The following is a 20,056-nucleotide window of genomic DNA, read 5'->3' as shown; positions in this document are numbered from 1 at the left end:
TGAGCTATGGCACGGAGAAGAAGAGCAGAGGTACGCCAGCTCCAGCCCGACCTGGTTTACGGGGATGTGGTGGTGTCGGCCTTCATCAACAAGATCATGCGGGACGGTAAGAAGAACCTGGCTGCCCGCATCTTCTACGATGCCTGCCGCATCATCCAGGAAAAGACCGGGCAGGAGCCTTTGAAGGTCTTTAAGCAGGCGGTGGAGAACGTGAAGCCCCGGATGGAGGTGCGTTCCCGCCGCGTGGGTGGGGCCAACTACCAGGTGCCCATGGAGGTCTCCCCCAGGAGGCAGCAGTCCCTGGCCCTGCGCTGGCTGGTGCAGGCGGCCAACGCCCGTTCCGAGCGGGGGGCTGCCGTGCGCATCGCCCACGAGCTCATGGACGCGGCTGAGGGCAAGGGCGGGGCGATCAAGAAGAAGGAGGACGTGGAGCGCATGGCCGAGGCCAACCGCGCCTACGCCCACTACCGGTGGTAAGCCATGGCGGTTAAGGTAGAGTACGACCTCAAGAGGCTCCGCAACATCGGCATCGCCGCCCATATCGATGCCGGTAAGACCACCACCACCGAGCGCATCCTCTACTACACCGGCAAGATCCACAAGATCGGTGAGGTGCACGAGGGTGCGGCCACCATGGACTTCATGGAGCAGGAAAGGGAACGGGGCATCACCATCACCGCCGCCGTGACCACCTGCTTCTGGAAGGACCACCGCATCAACATCATCGACACCCCGGGCCACGTGGACTTCACCATTGAGGTGGAGCGCTCCATGCGGGTCTTGGACGGGGCCATCGTGGTCTTTGACTCCAGCCAGGGGGTGGAGCCCCAGTCCGAGACCGTCTGGCGCCAGGCGGAGAAGTACAAGGTCCCCCGCATCGCCTTCGCCAACAAGATGGACAAGACGGGGGCCGACCTTTGGCTTGTCATCCGCACCATGCAGGAGCGCCTGGGGGCCAGGCCCGTGGTCATGCAGCTCCCCATCGGCCGGGAGGACACCTTCTCGGGGATCATCGACGTCCTCCGGATGAAGGCCTACACCTACGGCAACGACCTGGGCACCGATATCCGCGAGGTTCCCATCCCCGAGGAGTACCTCCCCCAGGCCCGGGAGTACCACGAGAAGCTCATCGAGGCGGCCGCCGACTTCGATGAAAACGTGATGCTCAAGTACCTCGAGGGCGAGGAGCCCACCGAGGAGGAGCTGGTGGCGGCCATCCGCAAGGGCACCATCGCCATCCAGATCACCCCCGTGTTCCTGGGTTCCGCCCTGAAGAACAAAGGGGTCCAGCTCCTTCTGGATGCGGTGGTGGACTACCTGCCCTCCCCCTTGGATATCCCCCCCATCCGGGGCACCACCCCGAGGGGAACGAGGTGGAGATCTACCCCGACCCCGAGGGGCCCTTGGCGGCCTTGGCCTTCAAGATCATGGCCGACCCCTACGTGGGCCGCCTCACCTTCATCCGGGTCTACTCCGGCACCCTCACCTCGGGCTCCTACGTGTACAACACCACCAAGGGGCGCAAGGAGCGGGTGGCCCGCCTCTTGCGCATGCACGCCAACCACCGCGAGGAGGTGGAGGAGCTTAGGGCCGGGGACCTGGGGGCGATCGTGGGGCTCAAGGAGACCATCACCGGGGACACCCTGGTGGGGGAGAATGCGCCCCGCATCGTCCTGGAATCCATCGAGGTCCCCGAGCCGGTCATCGACGTGGCCATCGAGCCCAAGACCAAGGCGGACCAGGACAAGCTTTCCCAGGCCCTGGCCCGCCTGGCGGAGGAGGACCCCACCTTCCGCGTTTCCACCCACCCCGAGACCGGCCAGACCATCATCAGCGGGATGGGGGAGCTCCACCTGGAGATCATCGTGGACCGCCTGAAGCGGGAGTTCAAGGTGGACGCCAACGTGGGCAAGCCCCAGGTGGCCTACCGGGAGACCATCACCCGCCCCGTGGACGTGGAGGGCAAGTTCATCCGCCAGACGGGTGGCCGTGGCCAGTACGGCCACGTGAAGATCAAGGCCGAGCCCCTGCCCAGGGGGTCTGGCTTTGAGTTCGTGAACGCCATCGTGGGTGGGGTGATCCCCAAGGAGTACATCCCCGCGGTGCAGAAGGGCATCGAGGAGGCCATGCAGTCCGGCCCCCTGATCGGCTTCCCCGTGGTGGACGTGAAGGTCACCCTCTACGACGGCTCCTACCACGAGGTGGACTCCAGCGAGATGGCCTTCAAGATCGCCGGCTCCATGGCCATCAAGGAGGCGGTGCAGAAGGGGGAGCCGGTGATCCTCGAGCCCATCATGCGGGTGGAGGTCACCACCCCCGAGGAGTACATGGGCGACGTCATCGGCGACCTGAACTCCCGCCGGGGCCAGATCCTGGGCATGGAACCCAGGGGGAACGCCCAGGTGATCCGGGCCTATGTGCCCCTGGCGGAGATGTTCGGTTACGCCACCGATTTGCGTTCCAAGACGCAGGGTAGGGGTTCCTTCGTCATGTTCTTCGACCACTACCAGGAGGTCCCCAAGCAGGTGCAGGAGAAGCTCATCAAGGGTCAGTAGGAGTGCCTGGGGGAGGGCCGCTAGGCCCTTCCTCCCATGCGGAAAGGAGAGCAAAGATGGCCAAGGGCGAGTTTATCCGTACGAAGCCTCACGTGAACGTGGGGACGATTGGGCACGTGGACCACGGGAAGACGACGTTGACGGCGGCGCTGACGTTTGTGGCGGCGGCGGAGAACCCGAATGTAGAGGTTAAGGACTACGGGGAGATTGACAAGGCGCCGGAGGAGCGTGCGCGGGGGATTACCATCAACACGGCGCACGTGGAATACGAGACGGCGAAGCGGCACTATTCGCACGTGGACTGCCCGGGTCACGCGGACTACATCAAGAACATGATCACGGGTGCGGCCCAGATGGACGGGGCGATTTTGGTGGTATCGGCGGCGGACGGGCCGATGCCCCAGACGCGGGAGCACATTTTGCTGGCCCGCCAGGTGGGGGTGCCGTACATCGTGGTGTTCATGAACAAGGTGGACATGGTGGACGACCCGGAGCTTTTGGACCTGGTGGAGATGGAGGTGCGGGACCTTCTGAACCAGTACGAGTTTCCTGGGGATGAGGTTCCGGTGATTCGCGGGAGCGCGTTGTTGGCGCTGGAGCAGATGCATAAGAACCCACAGACGAAGCGTGGGGAGAACGAGTGGGTGGATAAGATTTGGGAGCTTTTGGACGCGATTGACGAGTACATTCCCACGCCGGTGCGGGACGTGGACAAGCCGTTCTTGATGCCGGTGGAGGACGTGTTTACGATTACGGGACGCGGGACGGTGGCCACTGGGCGGATTGAGCGCGGGAAGGTGAAGGTTGGGGACGAGGTGGAGATTGTGGGGCTTGCTCCGGAGACGCGGAAGACGGTGGTGACCGGGGTGGAGATGCACCGTAAGACGCTGTCGGAGGGGCTGGCTGGGGACAACGTAGGTTTGTTGCTGCGTGGGGTAAGCCGGGAGGAGGTGGAGCGGGGGCAGGTGCTGGCGAAGCCTGGGAGCATTACGCCGCACACGAAGTTTGAGGCTTCGGTGTACATCTTGAAGAAGGAGGAGGGTGGTCGGCACACGGGGTTTTTTTCTGGGTACCGGCCGCAGTTTTACTTTCGGACGACGGATGTGACGGGGGTGGTGGAGTTGCCCCAGGGGGTGGAGATGGTGATGCCTGGGGACAACGTGACGTTTACGGTGGAGCTGATCAAGCCGGTGGCGTTGGAGGAGGGTTTGCGGTTTGCCATCCGGGAGGGTGGTAGGACCGTGGGCGCCGGCGTGGTCACCAAGATCCTGGAGTGAGGTGAAGCATGCCCAAGATCCGCATCAAGCTACGGGGCTTTGACCACAAGACCCTGGACGCCTCGGCCCAGAAGATCGTGGAGGCCGCCCGGCGCTCCGGGGCCCAGGTCTCGGGTCCCGTGCCCTTGCCCACCCGGGTGCGGCGCTTCACCGTGATCCGGGGTCCTTTCAAGCACAAGGACTCCCGGGAGCACTTTGAGCTCCGCACCCACCACCGCCTGGTGGACATCCTGAACCCCAACCGCAAGACCATCGAGAGCCTCATGTCCTTGGACCTGCCCACCGGGGTGGAGATTGAGATCAAGACCGTGGGGGGTGGCAAATGAAGGGCATCCTGGGCATGAAGGTGGGCATGACCCGGATTTACCGGGAGGACCAGGCCATTCCCGTCACCGTGATCCTGGCAGGGCCCTGCCCCGTGGTCCAGCGCCGGACCCCGGAGAAGGACGGGTACACGGCGGTGCAGCTGGGCTTCCTGCCCCAAAACCCCAAGCGGGTGAACCGGCCCATGAAGGGGCATTTCGCCCGGGCTGGGGTGGGGCCGGTGCGCATCTTGAAGGAGATCCGCGACTTCAACCCTGAGGGCGACGTGGTCACCGTGGAGATCTTCAAAGCGGGGGAGCGGGTGGACGTCACCGGCACCTCCAAGGGAAGGGGTACGGCGGGGGTGATGAAGCGCTGGAACTTCGCGGGCGGCCCTGATTCCCACGGTGCCCACAAGATCCACCGTCACCCGGGTTCCATCGGGAACCGCAAGACCCCGGGCCGCGTGTACAAGGGCAAGAGGATGGCCGGCCGTTACGGGGCGGAGCGGGTCACGGTGATGAACCTCGAGGTGGTGGACGTGATCCCCGAGGAAAACCTCCTCTTGGTCAAGGGTGCGGTGCCTGGGCCCAACGGGGGCCTGGTGTTGGTGCGCCAGACCAAGAAGGTGGCCAAGTGAAGGAGGGTATGGTGTACCAGATTCCTGTTCTCTCCTCTTCGGGCAGGCGGGCGCTTGCCGCGGACCTTCCCCAGGAGATCAACCCCCATCTCCTCTGGGAGGTGGTGCGCTGGCAGCTGGCGAAAAGGCGCCGGGGGACGGCCAGCACCAAGACCCGGGGCGAGGTGGCCTATTCCAGCCGCAAGATCTACCCCCAAAAGCACACCGGGCGGGCCCGCCACGGGGACATCGGGGCCCCCATCTTCGTGGGAGGGGGTACGGTCTTCGGCCCCAAACCCCGGGACTACAGCTACACCCTGCCCAAGAAGGTGCGGCAGGCGGGCTTGGCCATGGCCGTGGCCGACCGGGCCAAGGAGGGGAAGCTCCTCCTGGTGGAGGACTTTGCCGGGGTGAACGGCAAGACCAAGGAGTTCCTGGCCTGGGCCAAGGGCGCGGGGCTGGAGGGCTCTGAGAGCCTGCTCCTGGTGACGGCGAACGAGGCGGTGCGCCGGGCCGCTCGGAACCTCCCTTGGGTGGTCACCCTGGCCCCCGAGGGGCTCAACGTCTACGACATCCTGCGCACGGAGCGGCTGGTCATGGATTTGGCAGCTTGGGAGGCCTTCCAGGCCCGCATGGGGGGTGAGGCATGAAGACCGCCTTTGACGTGATCCTGGCCCCGGTGCTCTCCGAGAAGGCCTATGCGGGCTTTGCCGAGGGCAAGTACACCTTCTGGGTTCACCCCAAGGCTACCAAGACGGAGATCAAAAACGCCGTGGAGGCGGCCTTTAAGGTCAAGGTGGTGGGGGTGAACACCCTGACGGTGCGGGGCAAGAAGAAGCGCCTGGGCCGCTACCTGGGCAAGCGCCCCGACCGCAAGAAGGCCATCGTGCAGGTGGCTTCCGGGCAGAAGATTGAGGCCTTGGAGGGCCTCATCTAGACCTGGCCGGGAGGGGGGCCCGGCCCCGATCCGGCAAGGGAGGCGTAGAGGATGGCAGTAAAGAAGTTCAAACCCTACACCCCAAGCCGCCGCTTCATGACGGTGGCGGACTTCTCCGAAATCACCAAGACCGAGCCGGAGAAGTCCTTGGTCAAACCCCTGAAGAAGACGGGGGGGCGGAACAACCAGGGCCGCATCACCGTGCGCTTCCGGGGGGGCGGCCACAAGCGGCTTTACCGCATCATTGACTTCAAGCGCTGGGACAAGGCGGGCATTCCCGCCAAGGTGGCGGCCATTGAGTACGACCCCAACCGCTCCGCCCGCATCGCCCTTCTCCACTATGCCGACGGGGAGAAGCGCTACATCATCGCCCCAGAGGGCCTCGAGGTGGGCCAGCGGGTGGTGGCCGGGCCGGATGCCCCCGTCCAGGTGGGCAACGCCCTTCCCCTGCGCTTTATCCCGGTGGGTACCGTGGTGCATGCGGTGGAGCTGGAGCCCAAGAAGGGGGCTAAGCTGGCCCGCTCCGCCGGCACCAGCACCCAGATCCAGGGCCGGGAAGGGGATTACGTGATCCTGCGCCTGCCCTCGGGGGAGCTCAGGAAGGTGCATGGGGAGTGCTACGCCACCATCGGCGCCGTGGGCAACGCCGACCACAAGAACATCGTTTTGGGCAAGGCGGGCCGTACCCGTTGGCTGGGCCGCAAGCCCCATGTGCGCGGCGCCGCCATGAACCCGGTGGACCACCCCCACGGCGGTGGCGAGGGCCGGGCGCCCCGGGGCCGTCCTCCGGCTTCCCCCTGGGGCTGGCAGACCAAGGGCCTCAAGACCCGGAAGCGGCGCAAGCCCTCCAGCCGCTTCATCATCGCCCGGCGCAAGAAGTGAGGTGAGCCATGCCGCGTAGCTTGAAGAAGGGCGTGTTCGTAGACGACCACCTCTTGGAGAAGGTGCTGGAACTCAACGCCAAGGGGGAGAAGCGGCTCATCAAGACCTGGAGCCGCCGCTCCACCATTGTTCCCGAGATGGTGGGCCATACCATTGCGGTCTACAACGGCAAGCAGCACGTGCCCGTCTACATCACCGAGAACATGGTGGGGCATAAGCTGGGGGAGTTCGCCCCCACCCGCACCTACCGGGGGCACGGGAAAGAGGCTAAGGCCACCAAGAAGAAGTAGCCATGGAAGCGAAAGCCATTGCCCGTTACGTGCGCATCGCCCCCAGGAAGGTCCGCCTTGTGGTGGACCTGATCCGGGGGAAGAGCCTCGAGGAGGCCCGCGCCATCCTGCGCTACACCAACAAGCGGGGGGCCTATTACGTGGCCAAGGTGCTGGAGTCCGCCGCCGCCAACGCGGTCAACAACCACGACATGCTGGAGGACCGGCTTTTTGTGAAGGCGGCCTTCGTGGACGAGGGGCCTGCCCTAAAGAGGGTGCTTCCCCGGGCCCGGGGCCGGGCGGACATCATCAAGAAGAGGACCAGCCACATCACGGTGATCTTGGGGGAGAAGCATGGGAAATAAGATCCACCCCATTGGGTTTAGGCTCGGCATCACCCGGGACTGGGAGTCCCGCTGGTATGCGGGCAAAAAGCAGTACCGCCACCTCCTGGTGGAGGACCAGAAGATCCGCGAGCTCCTCACCAAGGAACTCTATCCCGCCGGCTTGGCCCGCATCGACATCGAACGGGCTGCGGACAACGTGGCCGTGACCGTGCACGTGGCCAAGCCCGGGGTGGTCATCGGCCGGGGCGGGGAGAAGATCAAGGTCCTCAGGGACACCCTTTCCCAGCTCACCGGCAAGAACGTGGCCCTGAACGTCCAGGAGATCCATAACCCCAACCTCTCCGCTCCCCTGGTGGCCCAGCGGGTGGCGGAGCAGATCGAAAGGCGCTTTGCCGTGCGTCGCTCAATCAAGCAGGCGGTGCAGCGGGTCATGGAAGCGGGGGCCAAGGGGGCCAAGGTGATCGTCTCCGGGCGCATCGGTGGCGCCGAGCAGGCCCGCACCGAGTGGGCGGCGGAGGGCCGGGTGCCCCTTCACACCCTTCGTGCTAACATAGACTACGGCTTTGCCTTGGCCCGCACCACCTACGGGGTGCTGGGGGTCAAGGCCTACGTGTTCCTGGGCGAGGTGATCGGCGGCCAGAAGCCCAAGGCCCGCCCCGAGGAGCCAAGGGCGGAGGAGAGGCCCCGCCGCCGCCGCCCAGCGGTGCGCGTGAAGAAGGAGGAGTAGGCCATGTTGATGCCCAGGCGCATGAAGTACCGCAAGCAGCACCGGGGTCGCATGAAGGGGGCGGCCAAGGGGGGGGACTACGTGGCCTTCGGGGACTTCGGCCTGGTGGCCATGGAACCCGCCTGGATCACCTCCCAGCAGATTGAGGCGGCCCGTGTGGCCATGGTGCGCCACTTCCGCCGCGGGGGCAAGATCTTCATCCGCATCTTCCCCGACAAGCCCTACACCAAGAAGCCCCTCGAGGTGCGGATGGGTAAGGGTAAGGGCAACGTGGAAGGGTACGTGGCGGTGGTGAAGCCGGGGCGGGTGATGTTTGAGGTGGCGGGGGTCACGGAGGAGCAGGCCCTCGAGGCCTTGCGCATTGCCGGCCACAAGCTTCCCATCCGGACCAAGATCGTGAGGAGGGATGCCTACGATGAAGCCCAGTGAGATCCGCAAGCTCTCTCCCAATGAGATTGAAAAGCTGGTGCGGGAGAAAAAGCGGGAGCTGATGGAGCTTCGCTTCCAGGCCTCCATCGGCCAGCTTTCCCAAAACCACCGGGTGCGGGAGACGAGGCGCCTCATCGCCCGGCTCCTCACGGTCCTGAACGAGAAGAGGAGGGCCAATGCCTAAGAAGGTGCTGACCGGGGTGGTGGTGAGCGACAAGATGCAGAAGACCGTGACGGTCTTGGTGGAGCGCCAGTTTCCCCACCCCCTTTACGGCAAGGTGATCAAGCGCTCCAAAAAGTACCTGGCCCACGACCCCGAGGAGAAGTACAAGGTGGGGGACGTGGTGGAGATCATCGAGTCCCGCCCCGTCTCCAAGCGCAAGCGCTTCAGGGTCTTGCGCCTGGTGGAGGGGGGAAGGTTGGACCTGGTGGAGAAGTACCTGGTGCGTAGGCAGAACTACGCCAGCCTTGCCAAGCGAGGAGGTAAGGCATGATCCAGCCCCAGACCTACCTGGAGGTGGCCGACAACACCGGGGCCCGCAAGATCATGTGCATCCGTGTGCTTAAGGGCTCCAACGCCAAGTACGCCACCGTGGGGGATGTGATTGTGGCCAGCGTCAAGGAGGCCATCCCTCGCGGGGCGGTGAAGGAAGGCGACGTGGTGAAGGCGGTGGTGGTGCGCACCAAAAAGGAGGTGAAGCGCCCCGATGGCTCCGCCATCCGCTTTGACGACAACGCCGCCGTCATCATCAACAACCAGCTGGAGCCCCGCGGCACCCGCGTCTTCGGCCCCGTGGCCCGCGAGTTGCGCGAGAAGGGCTTCATGAAGATCGTTTCCCTGGCTCCGGAGGTGCTCTAATGCAGGCCAAGGTGCACGTGAAGAAGGGGGACACGGTTTTGGTGGCCTCCGGCAAGTACAAGGGCCAGGTGGGCAAGGTGAAGGCCGTGCTCCCCAGGAAGGGGGCGGTCATCGTGGAGGGGGTGAACATCGTCAAGAAGGCGGTGCGGGTCAGCCCCCAGTATCCCCAGGGTGGCTTTGTGGAGCAGGAAGCCCCCCTGCACGCCTCCAAGGTGCGCCCCATCTGTCCCGCATGCGGCAAGCCCACCCGGGTGCGCAAAAAGTTTCTGGAGGATGGCCGCAAGATCCGGGTTTGCGCCAAATGCGGCGGGTCTTTGGACGTGGAGGAGTAAGATGCCCCTGGATGTAGCGCTGAAGAAGAAATACTACGAGGAGGTCCGGCCCGAGCTCATCCGCCGCTTCGGCTACCAAAACGTCTGGGAGGTGCCCAGGCTGGAAAAGGTGGTGATCAACCAGGGCTTGGGCGAGGCCAAGGAGGACGCCCGCATCCTGGAGAAGGCCTCACAGGAGCTGGCCCTCATCACCGGCCAGAAGCCGGCCATAACCCGGGCCAAGAAGTCCATCTCCAACTTCAAGCTCCGTAAGGGAATGCCCATCGGTCTGCGGGTCACCCTGCGGGGCGACCGCATGTGGATCTTCCTGGAGAAGCTCCTCAACGTGGCCCTTCCCCGCATCCGCGACTTCCGCGGGGTGAACCCGGGGAGCTTTGACGGTCGGGGCAACTACAACCTGGGCCTTCGGGAGCAGCTGATCTTCCCAGAGATCACCTACGACATGGTGGACGCCCTTCGGGGAATGGACATCGCGGTGGTCACCACCGCCCGGACCGACGAGGAGGCCAGGGCCCTCTTGGAGCTCCTGGGCTTCCCCTTCCGCAAGTGAGGCGAGCATGGCGAGAAAGGCGTTGATCGAAAAGGCCAAGCGTACCCCCAAGTTTAAAGTGCGGGCCTACACCCGTTGCGTGCGCTGTGGGAGGGCCAGGAGCGTGTACCGCTACTTCGGGCTCTGCCGGGTCTGCCTTCGGGAGCTGGCCCACAAGGGGCAGCTTCCCGGGGTGAGGAAGGCCAGCTGGTAGGCCGTGGCCGGTCGGGGGGGTTCCCTCGAGACCGCATGGTCCAGGAGTGAGGTAAAAGGAGAGAGGAAATGCTGACGGACCCCATTGCCGACATGCTGACCCGGATCCGGAACGCCACCCGGGTCTACAAGGAGAGCACCGAGGTTCCCGCCTCCCGCTTTAAGGAGGAGATCCTCAAGATCCTGAAGCGGGAGGGCTTCATCAAGGGGTACGAGCGGGTGGAGGTGGACGGCAAGCCCGTCTTGCGCATCCACCTGAAGTACGGGCCAAGGCGCCAGGGGCTTGATCCCCGGCCTGAGCAGGTCATCAACCACATCCGCCGCATCAGCCGTCCTGGGCGGCGGGTGTACGTGGGGGTCAAGGAGATTCCCCGGGTGCGCCGCGGCCTAGGGATTGCCATCCTGTCCACGCCCAAGGGGGTTCTCACCGATCGGGAGGCCCGGCGGTTGGGCGTGGGCGGGGAACTTATCTGCGAGGTGTGGTGATGTCTAGGATTGGCCGGCTTCCCATTCCCTTGCCCAAGGGGGTCACCCTGGAGGTGGCTCCGGGACTCGTGAAGGTCAAAGGCCCCAAGGGCGAGCTTTCCGTGCCCATTTCCCCGGAGATGCGGGTGGTGGTGGAGGAGGGGCTGGTGCGGGTGGAGCGGCCCTCGGATGAAAGGCGCCACAAGAGCCTCCACGGCCTTACCCGAACCCTCATCGCCAACGCCATCAAGGGGGTTTCCGAGGGGTACGTGAAGGAGCTCCTCATCAAGGGCATCGGCTACCGGGCCCGGCTTGCGGGCCGGGCGGTGGAGCTCACCGTGGGCTTTAGCCACCCGGTGGTGGTGGAGCCCCCGGAGGGGATCACCTTTGAGGTGCCCGAACCCACCAAGATCCGCGTGCTGGGCATAGACAAGCAGAAGGTGGGCCAGGTGGCGGCCAACCTCCGGGCCGTCAAAAAGCCCAGCGCCTACCACGAGAAGGGCATCTACTACGCGGGCGAGCCCGTCCGCCTCAAGCCCGGCAAGGCCGGGGCCAAGAAGTAGGGGGAACCATGGCACGGCTTACCGCATACGAACGCCGCAAGTTCCGGGTGCGTAACCGCATTAAGCGCACGGGTCGGCTCCGCCTATCCGTTTTCCGGAGCCTTAACCACATCTACGCCCAGATCATTGACGACGAAAAGGGCCATACCTTGGTGGCCGAGTCCAGCCTGGCCCTCAAGCTCAAGGGCAACAAGACGGAGGTGGCCCGGCAGGTGGGCCGGGCCTTGGCGGAGAAGGCCAAGGCCTTGGGGATCACCAAGGTGGCCTTTGACCGCGGTCCCTACAAGTACCATGGCCGGGTAAAGGCCTTGGCGGAAGGGGCCAGAGAAGGGGGCTTGGAGTTCTAGCTTAGCGAGGAGGAAGCATGCCCGAGACCGATTTTGAAGAGAAGATGATCCTGGTGCGGCGCACCGCCAAGACCTACCAGGGTGGCCGGCGCTTCCGCTTCGGGGCCTTGGTGGTGGTAGGGGATCGGCAGGGCCGGGTGGGCCTGGGCCTGGGCAAGGCCAAGGAGGTCCCCCTTGCGGTGCAGAAGGCGGGGTATTACGCCCGCCGCAACATGGTGGAGGTGCCCCTGCAAAACGGCACCATTCCCCACGAGATCGAGGTGAAGTACGGGGCTTCCAAGATCCTCCTGAAGCCCGCGGCTCCGGGCACGGGGGTGATTGCCGGGGCGGTGCCCCGGGCCATCCTCGAGCTTGCCGGGATCACGGACATCCTCACCAAGGAGCTGGGGAGCCGTAACCCCATCAACATCGCCTACGCCACCATGGAGGCCTTGCGTCAGCTTCAGACCCGGGAGGACGTCAAGCGCCTGAGGAAGGGCGGGGAGGAGTGATGGCGAAGCTCAAGGTCAAGCTGGTGAAGAGCCCCATCGGCTACCCCAAGGACCAGAAGGCGGCCCTAAAGGCCTTAGGGCTGACCAAGTTGCAAAGGGAGAAGGTGCTTCCGGACACCCCTGCCGTGCGGGGCAACGTGCGCAAGGTGGCCCACCTTCTCCAGGTGGAGGTGCTGGAATGAAGCTTACCGACCTCAAGCCCAACCCCGGAGCCAACAAGAAGCGCAAGCGGGTGGGGCGGGGCCCTGGCTCCGGCCACGGCAAGACGGCCACCCGGGGCCACAAGGGCCAGAAGTCCCGCTCGGGCGGCCTCAAGGACCCCCGCCGCTTTGAGGGGGGGCGCTCCACCACCTTGATGCGCCTGCCCAAGCGGGGCATGCTGGGCCAGGTGCCCGGGGAGATCAAGCGGCCCAAGTACCAAGGGGTTAATCTGAGGGACCTGGCCCGCTTCGAAGGGGAGGTGACCCCCGAGGTGTTGGTCCGGGCCGGGATCCTGAAGAAGGGGTACAGGCTAAAGGTGTTGGGGGAGGGGGAGGCCAAACCCCTCAAGGTGGTGGCCCACGCTTTCTCCAAAACCGCCCTGGAGAAGCTGAAGGCTGCGGGCGGCGAGGCCGTCTTGTTGGCTACCGCACCCGAAGGGCAAACGCCTAAGGAGGCTTAGGATGCTTAAGGCCTTCCGGAGCGCCCTGGCCATTCCCGAACTGCGCCAGCGGATCCTCTTCACCCTGCTGGTGTTGGCCGCCTACCGCCTGGGGGCCTTTATCCCCACCCCGGGGGTGGACCTGGACAAGATCCAGGAATTTTTGCGCACCACCCAGGGGGGGGTTTTCGGCATCATCAACCTCTTTTCGGGCGGGAACTTTGAACGCTTCTCCATCTTTGCCCTGGGGATCATGCCCTACATCACCGCGGCCATCATCATGCAGCTTCTGGTGAGTGTGGTCCCCGCCCTGGAGAAGCTTTCCAAGGAGGGTGAGGAGGGCCGCCGCATCATCAACCAGTACACCCGCATCGGCGGCATCGCTCTGGGGGCTTTCCAGGGGTTCTTCCTGGCCACCGCCTTCCTAGGGGCGGAGGGTGGGCGCTTCCTCCTTCCGGGCTGGTCCCCCGGTCCCTTTTTCTGGCTGGTGGTGGTGGTCACCCAGGTGGCGGGGATCGCCCTCCTCCTCTGGATGGCGGAGCGCATCACCGAGTATGGCATCGGCAACGGCACCAGCATGATCATTTTCGCCGGGATCGTGGTGGACTGGTTGCCGCAGCTTGTCCGCACCGCAGGCCTAATCCGCACCGGTGAGGTGAACCTGGTGGCCTTCCTCTTCTTCCTGGCCTTTATCGTCCTGGCCTTTGCCGGGATGGCGGCGGTGCAACAGGCGGAGAGGCGCATCCCCGTGCAGTACGCCAGGAAGGTGGTGGGCCGGAGGGTCTACGGGGGCCAGGCCACCTACATCCCCATCAAGCTGAACGCTGCTGGCGTCATCCCCATCGTGTTCGCCGCGGCCATTCTCCAGATCCCCATCTTCCTCACCGCCCCCTTCCAGGACAACCAGGTCCTTCAGACCATCGCCAACTTCTTCAACCCCACCCGCCTCTCCGGCCTCCTCATCGAGGTGGTGCTCATCGTCCTGTTCACCTACGTCTACACCGCCGTCCAGTTTGACCCCAAGCGGATCGCGGAAAGCCTCCGGGAATATGGGGGATTCATCCCGGGCATCCGCCCAGGGGAGCCCACGGTGAAGTTCTTGGAGCACATCGTCTCCCGCCTGACCCTGTGGGGGGCCCTCTTCCTGGGTCTGGTGGCGGCGTTGCCCCAGATCATCCAGAACCTCACCGGGGTGAAGAGCATCGCCTTCTCCGGCATTGGGCTTCTCATCGTGGTGGGGGTGGCCCTGGACACCCTGAGGCAGATCGAGAGCCAACTGATGCTGAGAAACTACGAGGGGTTCCTTTCCAAGGGCCGCATCCGCGGCCGCACGCGCTAGGAAGGGGGTAATGCGGATGGGGGAAGCGGTGATCTTCTTGGGGCCGCCAGGGGCGGGAAAGGGCACCCAGGCGGCCAGGCTGGCGGGGGAACTGGGCTTCAAAAAGCTTTCCACCGGGGACATCCTGCGGGACCACGTGGCCCGGGGCACGCCCTTGGGGCAACAGGTGAAGCCCATCATGGACCGGGGAGACCTGGTGCCGGACGAGCTCATCCTGGCCCTCATTCGGGAGGAGTTGGCGGAGCGGGTCATCTTTGACGGCTTCCCCCGTACCCTCCCCCAGGCGGAGGCCTTGGACGGGCTCCTTAAGGAGACGGGTACCCGGCTCCTGGGCGTGGTGCTGGTGGAGGTGCCGGAGGAGGAGCTGGTGCGCCGGATGCTCCGGCGGGCCGAGCTGGAGGGCCGCTCCGACGACAACGAGGAGACCATCCGCCGGAGGCTCGAGGTCTACCGGGAGAAGACCGAGCCCCTGGTGCGGTATTATGAGAAGACGGGCGCTCTGAAGCGGGTGGACGGCCTGGGTACCCCTGACGAGGTTTACGCCCGCATCCGGGAAGCCCTGGGAATCTGATGGCCATCAAACTGAAAAGTCCGTGGGAGATTGAGCGCATGCGGGAGGCGGGAGCCCTCCTCACCGAGGTGGTGGAGGAGGTAAGGCGGCACGTGGAGCCCGGCGTCACCACCAAGGAGCTGGACCGGATCGCCTATGAGGCCATAAAAAGGCGCAAGGCCAAACCGGCCTTCCTGGGCCTTTACGGGTTCCCCGCCACCCTGTGCACCTCGGTGAACGAGGTGGTGGTCCACGGCATCCCCTCAGAGGAGCCCCTCAAGGAGGGGGATATCCTTTCCGTGGACGTGGGCCTCATCTATGGGGGCTTCGCCGCGGACATGGCCCGCACCTTTCCCGTGGGCAAGGTCTCCCCGGAGGCGGAAAGGCTTATCCAGGACACGGAGGCCGCCTTCTGGGAGGGGATGAAGTACCTTAGGCCCGGGTACCGCATCGGGGATGTGGCCCATGCGGTGCAGACCTATCTGGAGAGCCGTGGATACGGGGTGGTGCGGGAGTTCGTGGGGCACGGGGTGGGGCGGGAGATCCACGAGGATCCCCAGCTGCCCAACTTCGGCAAGCCGGGAACGGGCCCCAAGATCCGGCCCGGGATGACCCTGGCCCTCGAGCCCATGGTGACCCTACGCCCGGCTTCCGTGGTAATATTGGAAGATGGCTGGACGGCGAGCGCCGGAAGGGGCAACCTCGCCGCCCACTACGAGAACACCGTCTTGGTGACGGAGGAAGGCCCGGAGCTCCTCACCGGGGTTGCCCTGGTGCGGGCAGGGTAGGAGGGGTATGGCGAAGGAGAAGGACACCATTCGGGCAGAGGGCGTGGTTACCGAGGCTTTGCCCAACACCACGTTTCGGGTGAAGCTGGACTCGGGACCCGAGATCCTGGCCTACATTTCGGGCAAGATGCGCATGCACTACATCCGCATCCTGCCTGGGGACCGGGTGGTGGTGGAGATTACCCCCTACGACCCCACGCGGGGCCGCATCGTGTACAGGAAGTAGGAGGCGAGATGAAGGTACGGGCGTCGGTTAAAAAGATGTGCGAGAAGTGCAAGGTGGTGCGCCGGCACGGTCGGGTGTACGTGATCTGCGAGAACCCGAAGCACAAGCAACGGCAAGGGTAAGGAGGGAACGTGGCGAGGATTGCAGGCGTGGAGATTCCCAGGAACAAGCGGGTGGATGTGGCCCTCACCTACATCTATGGGGTGGGGCCCGCCCGGGCCAAGGAGGCCTTGGAGAAGACGGGGATCAACCCGGCGACCCGGGTGAAGGACCTCACCGAGGCGGAGGTGGTGCGCCTTCGGGAGTACGTGGAGAACACCTGGAAGCTGGAGGGTGAGCTCAGGGCGGAGGTGGCCGCCAACATCAAGCGCCTTATGGACATCGGTTGCTACCGGGGCCTCCGCCACCGCCGCGGATTGCCGGTGAGGGGGCAGCGCACCCGCACCAATGCCCGTACCCGTAAGGGACCCCGCAAGACCGTGGCGGGTAAGAAGAAGGCGCCTAGGAAGTAGTTCTAGGGCCAGTGGATACTCCTAAAGCTGAGGGAGAGTATGGCCAGGAAACCGACCAAGAAAAAAGTCAAGCGACAGGTGGCCAGCGGGAAGGCGTACATCCACGCCTCCTACAACAACACCATCGTCACCATCACCGACCCGGACGGCAACCCCATCACCTGGTCCTCGGGCGGGGTCATCGGCTACAAGGGAAGCCGCAAGGGCACGCCCTACGCGGCCCAGCTTGCGGCCATGGACGCCGCCAAGAAGGCCATGGCCTATGGCATGCAGAGCGTGGACGTGATCGTGCGCGGCACCGGGGCGGGTCGGGAGCAGGCCATCCGGGCCCTCCAGGCCTCGGGCTTGCAGGTGAAGTCCATCGTGGACGACACCCCCGTGCCCCACAACGGCTGCCGGCCTAAGAAGAAGTTCCGCAAGGCTTCGTAAGGAGTAGGAGAAGATGGGTCGTTACATTGGTCCAGTTTGCCGTCTTTGCCGCCGGGAAGGAGTCAAGCTCTACCTGAAGGGGGAGCGTTGCTACAGCCCCAAGTGCGCCATGGAGCGCCGCCCCTACCCTCCGGGGCAGCACGGGCAGAAGCGCACCCGCCGTCCTTCCGACTACGCGGTGCGCCTTAGGGAGAAGCAGAAGCTCCGCCGCATCTACGGGATCTCCGAAACCCAGTTCCGCAACCTCTTTGAGGAGGCGAGCCGCAAGAAGGGGGTTACGGGTACCGTCTTCCTGGGTCTTTTGGAGTCCCGCTTGGACAACGTGGTCTACCGGCTGGGCTTTGCCGTAAGCCGCCGCCAGGCCCGGCAGATGGTGCGCCACGGCCACATCACCGTGAACGGCCGCCGGGTGGACCTTCCCGCCTACCGGGTGAAGCCGGGGGATGAGATCGCCATCGCCGAGGGCAGCCGCAACCTGCCCTTCATCCGGGAGAACCTCGAGGCCATGAAGGGCCGCAAGGTGGGCCCCTGGCTTTCCTTGGACGTGGAGGGGATGAAGGGCAAGTTCCTGCGCCTGCCCGACCGGGAGGACCTGGCGCTTCCCGTGAACGAGCAGCTGGTGGTGGAGTTCTACTCCAGGTAGCCCTAAGGGGGCCCGGCCTGTCCGGGCCCCGGTGTACCGGCAAGGAGGTCTATGTTAGAGAGCAAGCTGAAGGCCCCGGTCTTCACGGTGCGCACCCAGGGGCGGGAATACGGGGAGTTCGTCCTGGAGCCCCTGGAGCGGGGGTTTGGCGTCACCCTGGGCAACCCCTTGAGGCGGATCCTCCTTTCCTCCATCCCCGGGACCGCGGTTACCAGCGTGTACATTGAGGACGTTCTCCACGAGTTCTCCACCATTCCCGGGGTAAAGGAGGACGTGGTGGAGATCATCCTGAACCTGAAGGAGCTGGTGGTGCGCTTCCTGGACCCCAGGATGCAGACCGCCACCTTGGTCCTGAAGGCGGAAGGCCCGAAGGTGGTCAAGGCGGGGGATTTTGTGGTGCCCCCCGATGCGGAGATCCTGAACCCCGACCTCCCCATCGCCACCTTGGACAAGGGGGGGAAGCTTTACATGGAGGTGCGGGTGGACCGGGGCGTGGGGTACGTGCCCGCCGAGCGCCACGGCATCAAGGACCGCATCAACTCCATCCCCGTGGACGCCATCTTCTCCCCTGTGCGCCGGGTGGCCTTCCAGGTGGAGGACACCCGGCTTGGCCAGCGCACCGACCTGGACAAGCTGATCCTGAGGATCTGGACGGACGGTTCCGTGACCCCCCTCGAGGCCCTGAACCAGGCGGTGGAGATCCTTAGGGAGCACCTTTCCTACTTCGCCAACCCGCAGGCCTCCACCCTGCCCCCCCGGAGCCGGCCTCGGTGGAGCGCACGGAAGGGGAGGAGGACCTGGACCTGCCCTTGGAGGAGCTGGGGCTTTCCACCCGGGTTCTCCACAGCCTCAAGGAGGAGGGGATTGAATCGGTGCGGGCGCTTTTGGCCTTGAACCTCAAGGACCTGAAGAACATCCCCGGCATCGGGGAAAGGAGCCTCGAGGAGATCCGCGAGGCTTTGGCCAAGAAGGGCTTCGCCCTGAAGGAGTGAGACCATGCGCCACCTGAAGTCTGGAAGGAAGTTGAACCGTCACTCTTCCCACCGCCTGGCCCTTTACCGTAACCAGGCCAAGAGCCTCCTGGCCCACGGGCGCATCACCACCACCCTGCCCAAGGCCAAGGCGCTCACCGGGTTCGTGGACCACCTCATCCACCTGGCCAAGCGGGGCGACCTGCACGCCCGCCGCCTGGTGCTCCGCGACCTGCAGGACGTGAAGCTGGTGCGCAAGCTTTTTGACGAGATCGCTCCCAAGTACCAGAACCGGCCCGGAGGGTACACCCGGGTGCTGAAGCTGGCGGAGCGCCGTCGGGGGGATGGGGCGCCCCTGGCCCTGGTGGAGCTGGTGGAGTAGCCCCCCTAGGGAAAACGGGTAGCGTCTAAGGCTTTTTTAGGGCCCCGTCGTGGCTAAAGCCACGAGGGGGCCCTTAGCCCTTTCCCTCCCCCGGGCGGCCCAAGAGCTTGAGGAGCTGGTCCTCCAGTTCCCCGATGTAGGCGGCCAGGGTGTTGCCGTGTTTTTCCAGGGTTTCCGCGATGCGGGCCTCGAGGGCCCGGATCTCCTCCTTCTCCACCTCCGCCAGGCGCTTCAGCTCCTCTTCCAGGTAGCGCCTAAGCTCGGTGTACCGGCTTTGCTCCGCCTCCTCGGCCAGCTTCTTGTAGTGGAGAAGCTCCCGGGCGTAGCGCCGCACCTCCAGAAGGGCGGCGGTTTCCAGGCCGATGGTGAAGATGAGGTAGAGGAGGGAAACCACCCCCAAGGCCACCACCAGGACCAGGCCCAGGGGGGCCTGCACCCGGGTGAGGCCCAGGGAGAGGGAGGTGGGCTTGGTGACCTCCCCCCAGTTGAGCCAGGAGAAGAGTACCAGCAGCAGGAGGACGAGAAGGACAAAAAGGGTGCGCGCGCTCATCCGTCAGCCTCCATAGGGCACCGGGGGGATTATACACTCTTCTGGTGGGTTATCTGTACCTGCTCCTGGCCGCTTTCCTTTGGGGTCTCATCGGTCCCGTAAGCCGCCTGGCCTTTCAGGAGGGGCTTACCCCGCTTTCCGTGGCCTTTTTCCGAGCGGTCATCGCCTGGGTGTTCTTCGGTGTGCATGCCCTCCTCCTGCGCCAGGTGAGGGTGGAGGGCCGGGACGCCCTGCCCCTCCTTCTTTTCGGTCTGGTGGGGGTTTCCCTTTTCTACGGCTCCTACCAGCTGGCGGTGGTCTACGGGGGGGCATCCCTGGCCTCCGTCCTTTTGTACACGGCCCCAGCCTGGGTGGCCCTCCTTTCCCTGGGGGTCTTAAGGGAACCCCTGGACCCCAGGGGGCTTTGGGCGGTGGCCCTGACCCTTCTGGGGGTGGGGCTCATGGGGGCGGGAGGGGGGAGTGGGGTGCGGGCCCTGTACCCGGCCCTTTTCTTCGGGCTCCTTTCCGGGTTTACCTACGCGCTTTACTACATCTTCGGCAAGCTTTACCTCCCCCGCTACCCCACCCCCACCCTCTTCCTCTACGCCCTACCCGTGGGGGCCTTGGGGCTTTTGCCCTGGGTGGGGTTCACCCCGCTCAGCCCAAAGGCCATGGGGGCCTTGCTGTTCTTGGGAACCTTTTCCACGTACGGGGCCTATCTGGCCTACTATGCGGGTTTAAGGCACCTTCCCGCCACCCGGGCCAGCGTGGTGGCCACCTTGGAGCCCGTGGTGGCCAACCTGTTCGCCTTCCTCCTCTTCCGGGAGGTGCTTTCCCCTTGGGCCTACCTGGGGGCGGGCCTAGTGCTCCTGGCGGTGCTCCTCACGGTGCGGCGCTAGGGCG

At 65.1% G+C, this 20,056-nt stretch carries 34 protein-coding genes and 2 pseudogenes; 35 read left to right on the top strand and 1 reads right to left on the bottom strand.

The window, feature by feature from the left end; genetic code table 11:
• Positions 1 to 6: 6 nt before the first annotated feature.
• From rpsG to rplQ, 34 genes and pseudogenes are all read left to right on the top strand, one after another.
• Positions 7 to 477, top strand: a complete 471-nt coding sequence (gene rpsG / locus BS74_RS09810) for a 30S ribosomal protein S7 (protein WP_038058338.1) — start codon at positions 7 to 9, stop codon at positions 475 to 477.
• A 3-nt stretch (positions 478 to 480) separates the two neighbouring features.
• Positions 481 to 2,555 (top strand): annotated as a pseudogene (fusA, locus tag BS74_RS09805) (elongation factor G).
• Positions 2,556 to 2,611: 56 nt separating this feature from the next.
• Positions 2,612 to 3,832: an elongation factor Tu gene (tuf, locus tag BS74_RS09800; protein WP_038058337.1), complete on the top strand. Its 1,221-nt coding sequence runs from the start codon at positions 2,612 to 2,614 to the stop codon at positions 3,830 to 3,832.
• A gap of 8 nt (positions 3,833 to 3,840) precedes the next feature.
• Complete coding sequence (rpsJ, locus tag BS74_RS09795) at positions 3,841 to 4,158, top strand: 30S ribosomal protein S10 (RefSeq protein ID WP_015718109.1); 318 nt, start codon at positions 3,841 to 3,843, stop codon at positions 4,156 to 4,158.
• A complete protein-coding gene (rplC, locus tag BS74_RS09790; protein ID WP_038058336.1) occupies positions 4,155 to 4,775 on the top strand; it encodes a 50S ribosomal protein L3 in 621 nt (206 codons plus the stop codon). The genes rpsJ and rplC overlap by 4 nt, the downstream gene beginning before the upstream one ends.
• 8 nt (positions 4,776 to 4,783) lie before the next feature.
• Positions 4,784 to 5,404 carry a 50S ribosomal protein L4 gene (gene rplD / locus BS74_RS09785; protein WP_038059157.1) on the top strand — a complete coding sequence of 207 codons (621 nt, stop codon included), beginning with the start codon at positions 4,784 to 4,786 and terminating at the stop codon, positions 5,402 to 5,404.
• Positions 5,401 to 5,691, top strand: coding sequence for a 50S ribosomal protein L23 (locus BS74_RS09780; RefSeq protein WP_038058335.1), 291 nt, complete (start codon positions 5,401 to 5,403; stop codon positions 5,689 to 5,691). Before rplD ends, BS74_RS09780 begins: the two co-directional genes overlap by 4 nt.
• Before the next feature lie 51 nt (positions 5,692 to 5,742).
• Positions 5,743 to 6,573, top strand: a complete 831-nt coding sequence (gene rplB / locus BS74_RS09775) for a 50S ribosomal protein L2 (protein ID WP_038058334.1) — start codon at positions 5,743 to 5,745, stop codon at positions 6,571 to 6,573.
• 8 nt (positions 6,574 to 6,581) lie between these two features.
• A complete protein-coding gene (gene rpsS / locus BS74_RS09770) occupies positions 6,582 to 6,863 on the top strand; it encodes a 30S ribosomal protein S19 (protein WP_011173711.1) in 282 nt (93 codons plus the stop codon).
• A 2-nt stretch (positions 6,864 to 6,865) separates the two neighbouring features.
• Positions 6,866 to 7,207, top strand: coding sequence for a 50S ribosomal protein L22 (rplV, locus tag BS74_RS09765; RefSeq protein WP_038058333.1), 342 nt, complete (start codon positions 6,866 to 6,868; stop codon positions 7,205 to 7,207).
• Positions 7,197 to 7,916: a 30S ribosomal protein S3 gene (rpsC, locus tag BS74_RS09760; RefSeq protein WP_038058332.1), complete on the top strand. Its 720-nt coding sequence runs from the start codon at positions 7,197 to 7,199 to the stop codon at positions 7,914 to 7,916. Before rplV ends, rpsC begins: the two co-directional genes overlap by 11 nt.
• A gap of 3 nt (positions 7,917 to 7,919) precedes the next feature.
• Entirely contained in the window at positions 7,920 to 8,345 is a 426-nt protein-coding gene (gene rplP, locus BS74_RS09755; RefSeq protein ID WP_038058331.1) for a 50S ribosomal protein L16, read from the top strand.
• Positions 8,332 to 8,529: a 50S ribosomal protein L29 gene (gene rpmC / locus BS74_RS09750; RefSeq protein ID WP_038058330.1), complete on the top strand. Its 198-nt coding sequence runs from the start codon at positions 8,332 to 8,334 to the stop codon at positions 8,527 to 8,529. Before rplP ends, rpmC begins: the two co-directional genes overlap by 14 nt.
• Positions 8,522 to 8,839, top strand: a complete 318-nt coding sequence (gene rpsQ, locus BS74_RS09745) for a 30S ribosomal protein S17 (protein ID WP_038058329.1) — start codon at positions 8,522 to 8,524, stop codon at positions 8,837 to 8,839. The genes rpmC and rpsQ overlap by 8 nt, the downstream gene beginning before the upstream one ends.
• Positions 8,836 to 9,204 (top strand): 50S ribosomal protein L14, encoded by a 369-nt coding sequence (gene rplN, locus BS74_RS09740; protein ID WP_003043914.1) that lies wholly within the window; start codon positions 8,836 to 8,838, stop codon positions 9,202 to 9,204. Before rpsQ ends, rplN begins: the two co-directional genes overlap by 4 nt.
• Complete coding sequence (gene rplX / locus BS74_RS09735; protein ID WP_038058328.1) at positions 9,204 to 9,536, top strand: 50S ribosomal protein L24; 333 nt, start codon at positions 9,204 to 9,206, stop codon at positions 9,534 to 9,536. Before rplN ends, rplX begins: the two co-directional genes overlap by 1 nt.
• A gap of 1 nt (position 9,537) precedes the next feature.
• Positions 9,538 to 10,086: a 50S ribosomal protein L5 gene (gene rplE, locus BS74_RS09730; RefSeq protein ID WP_038058327.1), complete on the top strand. Its 549-nt coding sequence runs from the start codon at positions 9,538 to 9,540 to the stop codon at positions 10,084 to 10,086.
• Between the two features lie 7 nt (positions 10,087 to 10,093).
• Positions 10,094 to 10,279: a type Z 30S ribosomal protein S14 gene (locus BS74_RS09725; protein ID WP_038058326.1), complete on the top strand. Its 186-nt coding sequence runs from the start codon at positions 10,094 to 10,096 to the stop codon at positions 10,277 to 10,279.
• A 68-nt stretch (positions 10,280 to 10,347) separates the two neighbouring features.
• A complete protein-coding gene (gene rpsH / locus BS74_RS09720) occupies positions 10,348 to 10,764 on the top strand; it encodes a 30S ribosomal protein S8 (RefSeq protein WP_038058325.1) in 417 nt (138 codons plus the stop codon).
• A complete protein-coding gene (gene rplF / locus BS74_RS09715; protein ID WP_038058324.1) occupies positions 10,764 to 11,306 on the top strand; it encodes a 50S ribosomal protein L6 in 543 nt (180 codons plus the stop codon). The genes rpsH and rplF overlap by 1 nt, the downstream gene beginning before the upstream one ends.
• Before the next feature lie 8 nt (positions 11,307 to 11,314).
• Positions 11,315 to 11,653 carry a 50S ribosomal protein L18 gene (rplR, locus tag BS74_RS09710; protein WP_015718094.1) on the top strand — a complete coding sequence of 113 codons (339 nt, stop codon included), beginning with the start codon at positions 11,315 to 11,317 and terminating at the stop codon, positions 11,651 to 11,653.
• A gap of 17 nt (positions 11,654 to 11,670) precedes the next feature.
• Complete coding sequence (rpsE, locus tag BS74_RS09705; RefSeq protein ID WP_038058323.1) at positions 11,671 to 12,144, top strand: 30S ribosomal protein S5; 474 nt, start codon at positions 11,671 to 11,673, stop codon at positions 12,142 to 12,144.
• Positions 12,144 to 12,326 (top strand): 50S ribosomal protein L30, encoded by a 183-nt coding sequence (rpmD, locus tag BS74_RS09700; RefSeq protein ID WP_038058322.1) that lies wholly within the window; start codon positions 12,144 to 12,146, stop codon positions 12,324 to 12,326. The genes rpsE and rpmD overlap by 1 nt, the downstream gene beginning before the upstream one ends.
• On the top strand, positions 12,323 to 12,805 hold the full coding sequence (gene rplO / locus BS74_RS09695; protein ID WP_038058321.1) for a 50S ribosomal protein L15: 483 nt from the start codon (positions 12,323 to 12,325) through the stop codon (positions 12,803 to 12,805). Before rpmD ends, rplO begins: the two co-directional genes overlap by 4 nt.
• 1 nt (position 12,806) lies before the next feature.
• The gene (secY, locus tag BS74_RS09690) at positions 12,807 to 14,123 is read left to right on the top strand and encodes a preprotein translocase subunit SecY (RefSeq protein WP_038058320.1); all 1,317 of its coding nucleotides are present in this window, start codon (positions 12,807 to 12,809) and stop codon (positions 14,121 to 14,123) included.
• A 10-nt stretch (positions 14,124 to 14,133) separates the two neighbouring features.
• Positions 14,134 to 14,694 (top strand): adenylate kinase, encoded by a 561-nt coding sequence (locus BS74_RS09685; RefSeq protein WP_185747722.1) that lies wholly within the window; start codon positions 14,134 to 14,136, stop codon positions 14,692 to 14,694.
• Positions 14,694 to 15,461, top strand: coding sequence for a type I methionyl aminopeptidase (gene map, locus BS74_RS09680; RefSeq protein ID WP_038058319.1), 768 nt, complete (start codon positions 14,694 to 14,696; stop codon positions 15,459 to 15,461). Before BS74_RS09685 ends, map begins: the two co-directional genes overlap by 1 nt.
• Positions 15,462 to 15,468: 7 nt before the next feature.
• Positions 15,469 to 15,687 (top strand): translation initiation factor IF-1, encoded by a 219-nt coding sequence (gene infA / locus BS74_RS09675; protein ID WP_003043942.1) that lies wholly within the window; start codon positions 15,469 to 15,471, stop codon positions 15,685 to 15,687.
• Between the two features lie 8 nt (positions 15,688 to 15,695).
• Positions 15,696 to 15,809 (top strand): 50S ribosomal protein L36, encoded by a 114-nt coding sequence (gene rpmJ, locus BS74_RS09670; RefSeq protein ID WP_014514895.1) that lies wholly within the window; start codon positions 15,696 to 15,698, stop codon positions 15,807 to 15,809.
• Between the two features lie 9 nt (positions 15,810 to 15,818).
• Complete coding sequence (rpsM, locus tag BS74_RS09665) at positions 15,819 to 16,199, top strand: 30S ribosomal protein S13 (protein ID WP_015718087.1); 381 nt, start codon at positions 15,819 to 15,821, stop codon at positions 16,197 to 16,199.
• 39 nt (positions 16,200 to 16,238) lie between these two features.
• On the top strand, positions 16,239 to 16,628 hold the full coding sequence (rpsK, locus tag BS74_RS09660) for a 30S ribosomal protein S11 (protein ID WP_038058318.1): 390 nt from the start codon (positions 16,239 to 16,241) through the stop codon (positions 16,626 to 16,628).
• 13 nt (positions 16,629 to 16,641) lie between these two features.
• A complete protein-coding gene (rpsD, locus tag BS74_RS09655) occupies positions 16,642 to 17,271 on the top strand; it encodes a 30S ribosomal protein S4 (RefSeq protein ID WP_038058317.1) in 630 nt (209 codons plus the stop codon).
• Between the two features lie 51 nt (positions 17,272 to 17,322).
• Positions 17,323 to 18,263, top strand: a pseudogene (locus tag BS74_RS09650) (DNA-directed RNA polymerase subunit alpha).
• A gap of 4 nt (positions 18,264 to 18,267) precedes the next feature.
• Positions 18,268 to 18,624, top strand: coding sequence for a 50S ribosomal protein L17 (gene rplQ / locus BS74_RS09645; protein ID WP_038058315.1), 357 nt, complete (start codon positions 18,268 to 18,270; stop codon positions 18,622 to 18,624).
• A gap of 73 nt (positions 18,625 to 18,697) precedes the next feature.
• On the opposite strand, the gene BS74_RS09640 is transcribed toward rplQ, so the two are convergent.
• Positions 18,698 to 19,174, bottom strand: coding sequence for a hypothetical protein (locus BS74_RS09640; RefSeq protein WP_038058313.1), 477 nt, complete (start codon positions 19,172 to 19,174; stop codon positions 18,698 to 18,700).
• Positions 19,175 to 19,218: 44 nt separating this feature from the next.
• Here BS74_RS09640 and BS74_RS09635 point away from each other — a divergent pair, with 44 nt between their 5' ends.
• Positions 19,219 to 20,052, top strand: coding sequence for a DMT family transporter (locus BS74_RS09635; RefSeq protein WP_038058311.1), 834 nt, complete (start codon positions 19,219 to 19,221; stop codon positions 20,050 to 20,052).
• Positions 20,053 to 20,056: the final 4 nt, after the last annotated feature.

It is taken from the genome of Thermus amyloliquefaciens (assembly GCF_000744885.1).
GTDB classification, from domain to species: domain Bacteria; phylum Deinococcota; class Deinococci; order Deinococcales; family Thermaceae; genus Thermus; species Thermus amyloliquefaciens.
Note: the sequence above shows the minus strand (reverse complement) of the source record. Positions and strands in the feature narration are given on the sequence as shown.

What these genes read in the sequence shown, in the direction of transcription:
- rpsG (WP_038058338.1), top strand. Translation starts at nt 7, where the DNA reads ATGGCACGGAGAAGAAGAGCAGAGGTACGCCAGCTCCAGCCCGACCTG.
- tuf (WP_038058337.1), top strand. Translation starts at nt 2,612, where the DNA reads ATGGCCAAGGGCGAGTTTATCCGTACGAAGCCTCACGTGAACGTGGGG.
- rpsJ (WP_015718109.1), top strand. Translation starts at nt 3,841, where the DNA reads ATGCCCAAGATCCGCATCAAGCTACGGGGCTTTGACCACAAGACCCTG.
- rplC (WP_038058336.1), top strand. Translation starts at nt 4,155, where the DNA reads ATGAAGGGCATCCTGGGCATGAAGGTGGGCATGACCCGGATTTACCGG.
- rplD (WP_038059157.1), top strand. Translation starts at nt 4,784, where the DNA reads ATGGTGTACCAGATTCCTGTTCTCTCCTCTTCGGGCAGGCGGGCGCTT.
- BS74_RS09780 (WP_038058335.1), top strand. Translation starts at nt 5,401, where the DNA reads ATGAAGACCGCCTTTGACGTGATCCTGGCCCCGGTGCTCTCCGAGAAG.
- rplB (WP_038058334.1), top strand. Translation starts at nt 5,743, where the DNA reads ATGGCAGTAAAGAAGTTCAAACCCTACACCCCAAGCCGCCGCTTCATG.
- rpsS (WP_011173711.1), top strand. Translation starts at nt 6,582, where the DNA reads ATGCCGCGTAGCTTGAAGAAGGGCGTGTTCGTAGACGACCACCTCTTG.
- rplV (WP_038058333.1), top strand. Translation starts at nt 6,866, where the DNA reads ATGGAAGCGAAAGCCATTGCCCGTTACGTGCGCATCGCCCCCAGGAAG.
- rpsC (WP_038058332.1), top strand. Translation starts at nt 7,197, where the DNA reads ATGGGAAATAAGATCCACCCCATTGGGTTTAGGCTCGGCATCACCCGG.
- rplP (WP_038058331.1), top strand. Translation starts at nt 7,920, where the DNA reads ATGTTGATGCCCAGGCGCATGAAGTACCGCAAGCAGCACCGGGGTCGC.
- rpmC (WP_038058330.1), top strand. Translation starts at nt 8,332, where the DNA reads ATGAAGCCCAGTGAGATCCGCAAGCTCTCTCCCAATGAGATTGAAAAG.
- rpsQ (WP_038058329.1), top strand. Translation starts at nt 8,522, where the DNA reads ATGCCTAAGAAGGTGCTGACCGGGGTGGTGGTGAGCGACAAGATGCAG.
- rplN (WP_003043914.1), top strand. Translation starts at nt 8,836, where the DNA reads ATGATCCAGCCCCAGACCTACCTGGAGGTGGCCGACAACACCGGGGCC.
- rplX (WP_038058328.1), top strand. Translation starts at nt 9,204, where the DNA reads ATGCAGGCCAAGGTGCACGTGAAGAAGGGGGACACGGTTTTGGTGGCC.
- rplE (WP_038058327.1), top strand. Translation starts at nt 9,538, where the DNA reads ATGCCCCTGGATGTAGCGCTGAAGAAGAAATACTACGAGGAGGTCCGG.
- BS74_RS09725 (WP_038058326.1), top strand. Translation starts at nt 10,094, where the DNA reads ATGGCGAGAAAGGCGTTGATCGAAAAGGCCAAGCGTACCCCCAAGTTT.
- rpsH (WP_038058325.1), top strand. Translation starts at nt 10,348, where the DNA reads ATGCTGACGGACCCCATTGCCGACATGCTGACCCGGATCCGGAACGCC.
- rplF (WP_038058324.1), top strand. Translation starts at nt 10,764, where the DNA reads ATGTCTAGGATTGGCCGGCTTCCCATTCCCTTGCCCAAGGGGGTCACC.
- rplR (WP_015718094.1), top strand. Translation starts at nt 11,315, where the DNA reads ATGGCACGGCTTACCGCATACGAACGCCGCAAGTTCCGGGTGCGTAAC.
- rpsE (WP_038058323.1), top strand. Translation starts at nt 11,671, where the DNA reads ATGCCCGAGACCGATTTTGAAGAGAAGATGATCCTGGTGCGGCGCACC.
- rpmD (WP_038058322.1), top strand. Translation starts at nt 12,144, where the DNA reads ATGGCGAAGCTCAAGGTCAAGCTGGTGAAGAGCCCCATCGGCTACCCC.
- rplO (WP_038058321.1), top strand. Translation starts at nt 12,323, where the DNA reads ATGAAGCTTACCGACCTCAAGCCCAACCCCGGAGCCAACAAGAAGCGC.
- secY (WP_038058320.1), top strand. Translation starts at nt 12,807, where the DNA reads ATGCTTAAGGCCTTCCGGAGCGCCCTGGCCATTCCCGAACTGCGCCAG.
- BS74_RS09685 (WP_185747722.1), top strand. Translation starts at nt 14,134, where the DNA reads ATGCGGATGGGGGAAGCGGTGATCTTCTTGGGGCCGCCAGGGGCGGGA.
- map (WP_038058319.1), top strand. Translation starts at nt 14,694, where the DNA reads ATGGCCATCAAACTGAAAAGTCCGTGGGAGATTGAGCGCATGCGGGAG.
- infA (WP_003043942.1), top strand. Translation starts at nt 15,469, where the DNA reads ATGGCGAAGGAGAAGGACACCATTCGGGCAGAGGGCGTGGTTACCGAG.
- rpmJ (WP_014514895.1), top strand. Translation starts at nt 15,696, where the DNA reads ATGAAGGTACGGGCGTCGGTTAAAAAGATGTGCGAGAAGTGCAAGGTG.
- rpsK (WP_038058318.1), top strand. Translation starts at nt 16,239, where the DNA reads ATGGCCAGGAAACCGACCAAGAAAAAAGTCAAGCGACAGGTGGCCAGC.
- rpsD (WP_038058317.1), top strand. Translation starts at nt 16,642, where the DNA reads ATGGGTCGTTACATTGGTCCAGTTTGCCGTCTTTGCCGCCGGGAAGGA.
- rplQ (WP_038058315.1), top strand. Translation starts at nt 18,268, where the DNA reads ATGCGCCACCTGAAGTCTGGAAGGAAGTTGAACCGTCACTCTTCCCAC.
- BS74_RS09640 (WP_038058313.1), bottom strand. Translation starts at nt 19,174, where the DNA reads ATGAGCGCGCGCACCCTTTTTGTCCTTCTCGTCCTCCTGCTGCTGGTA.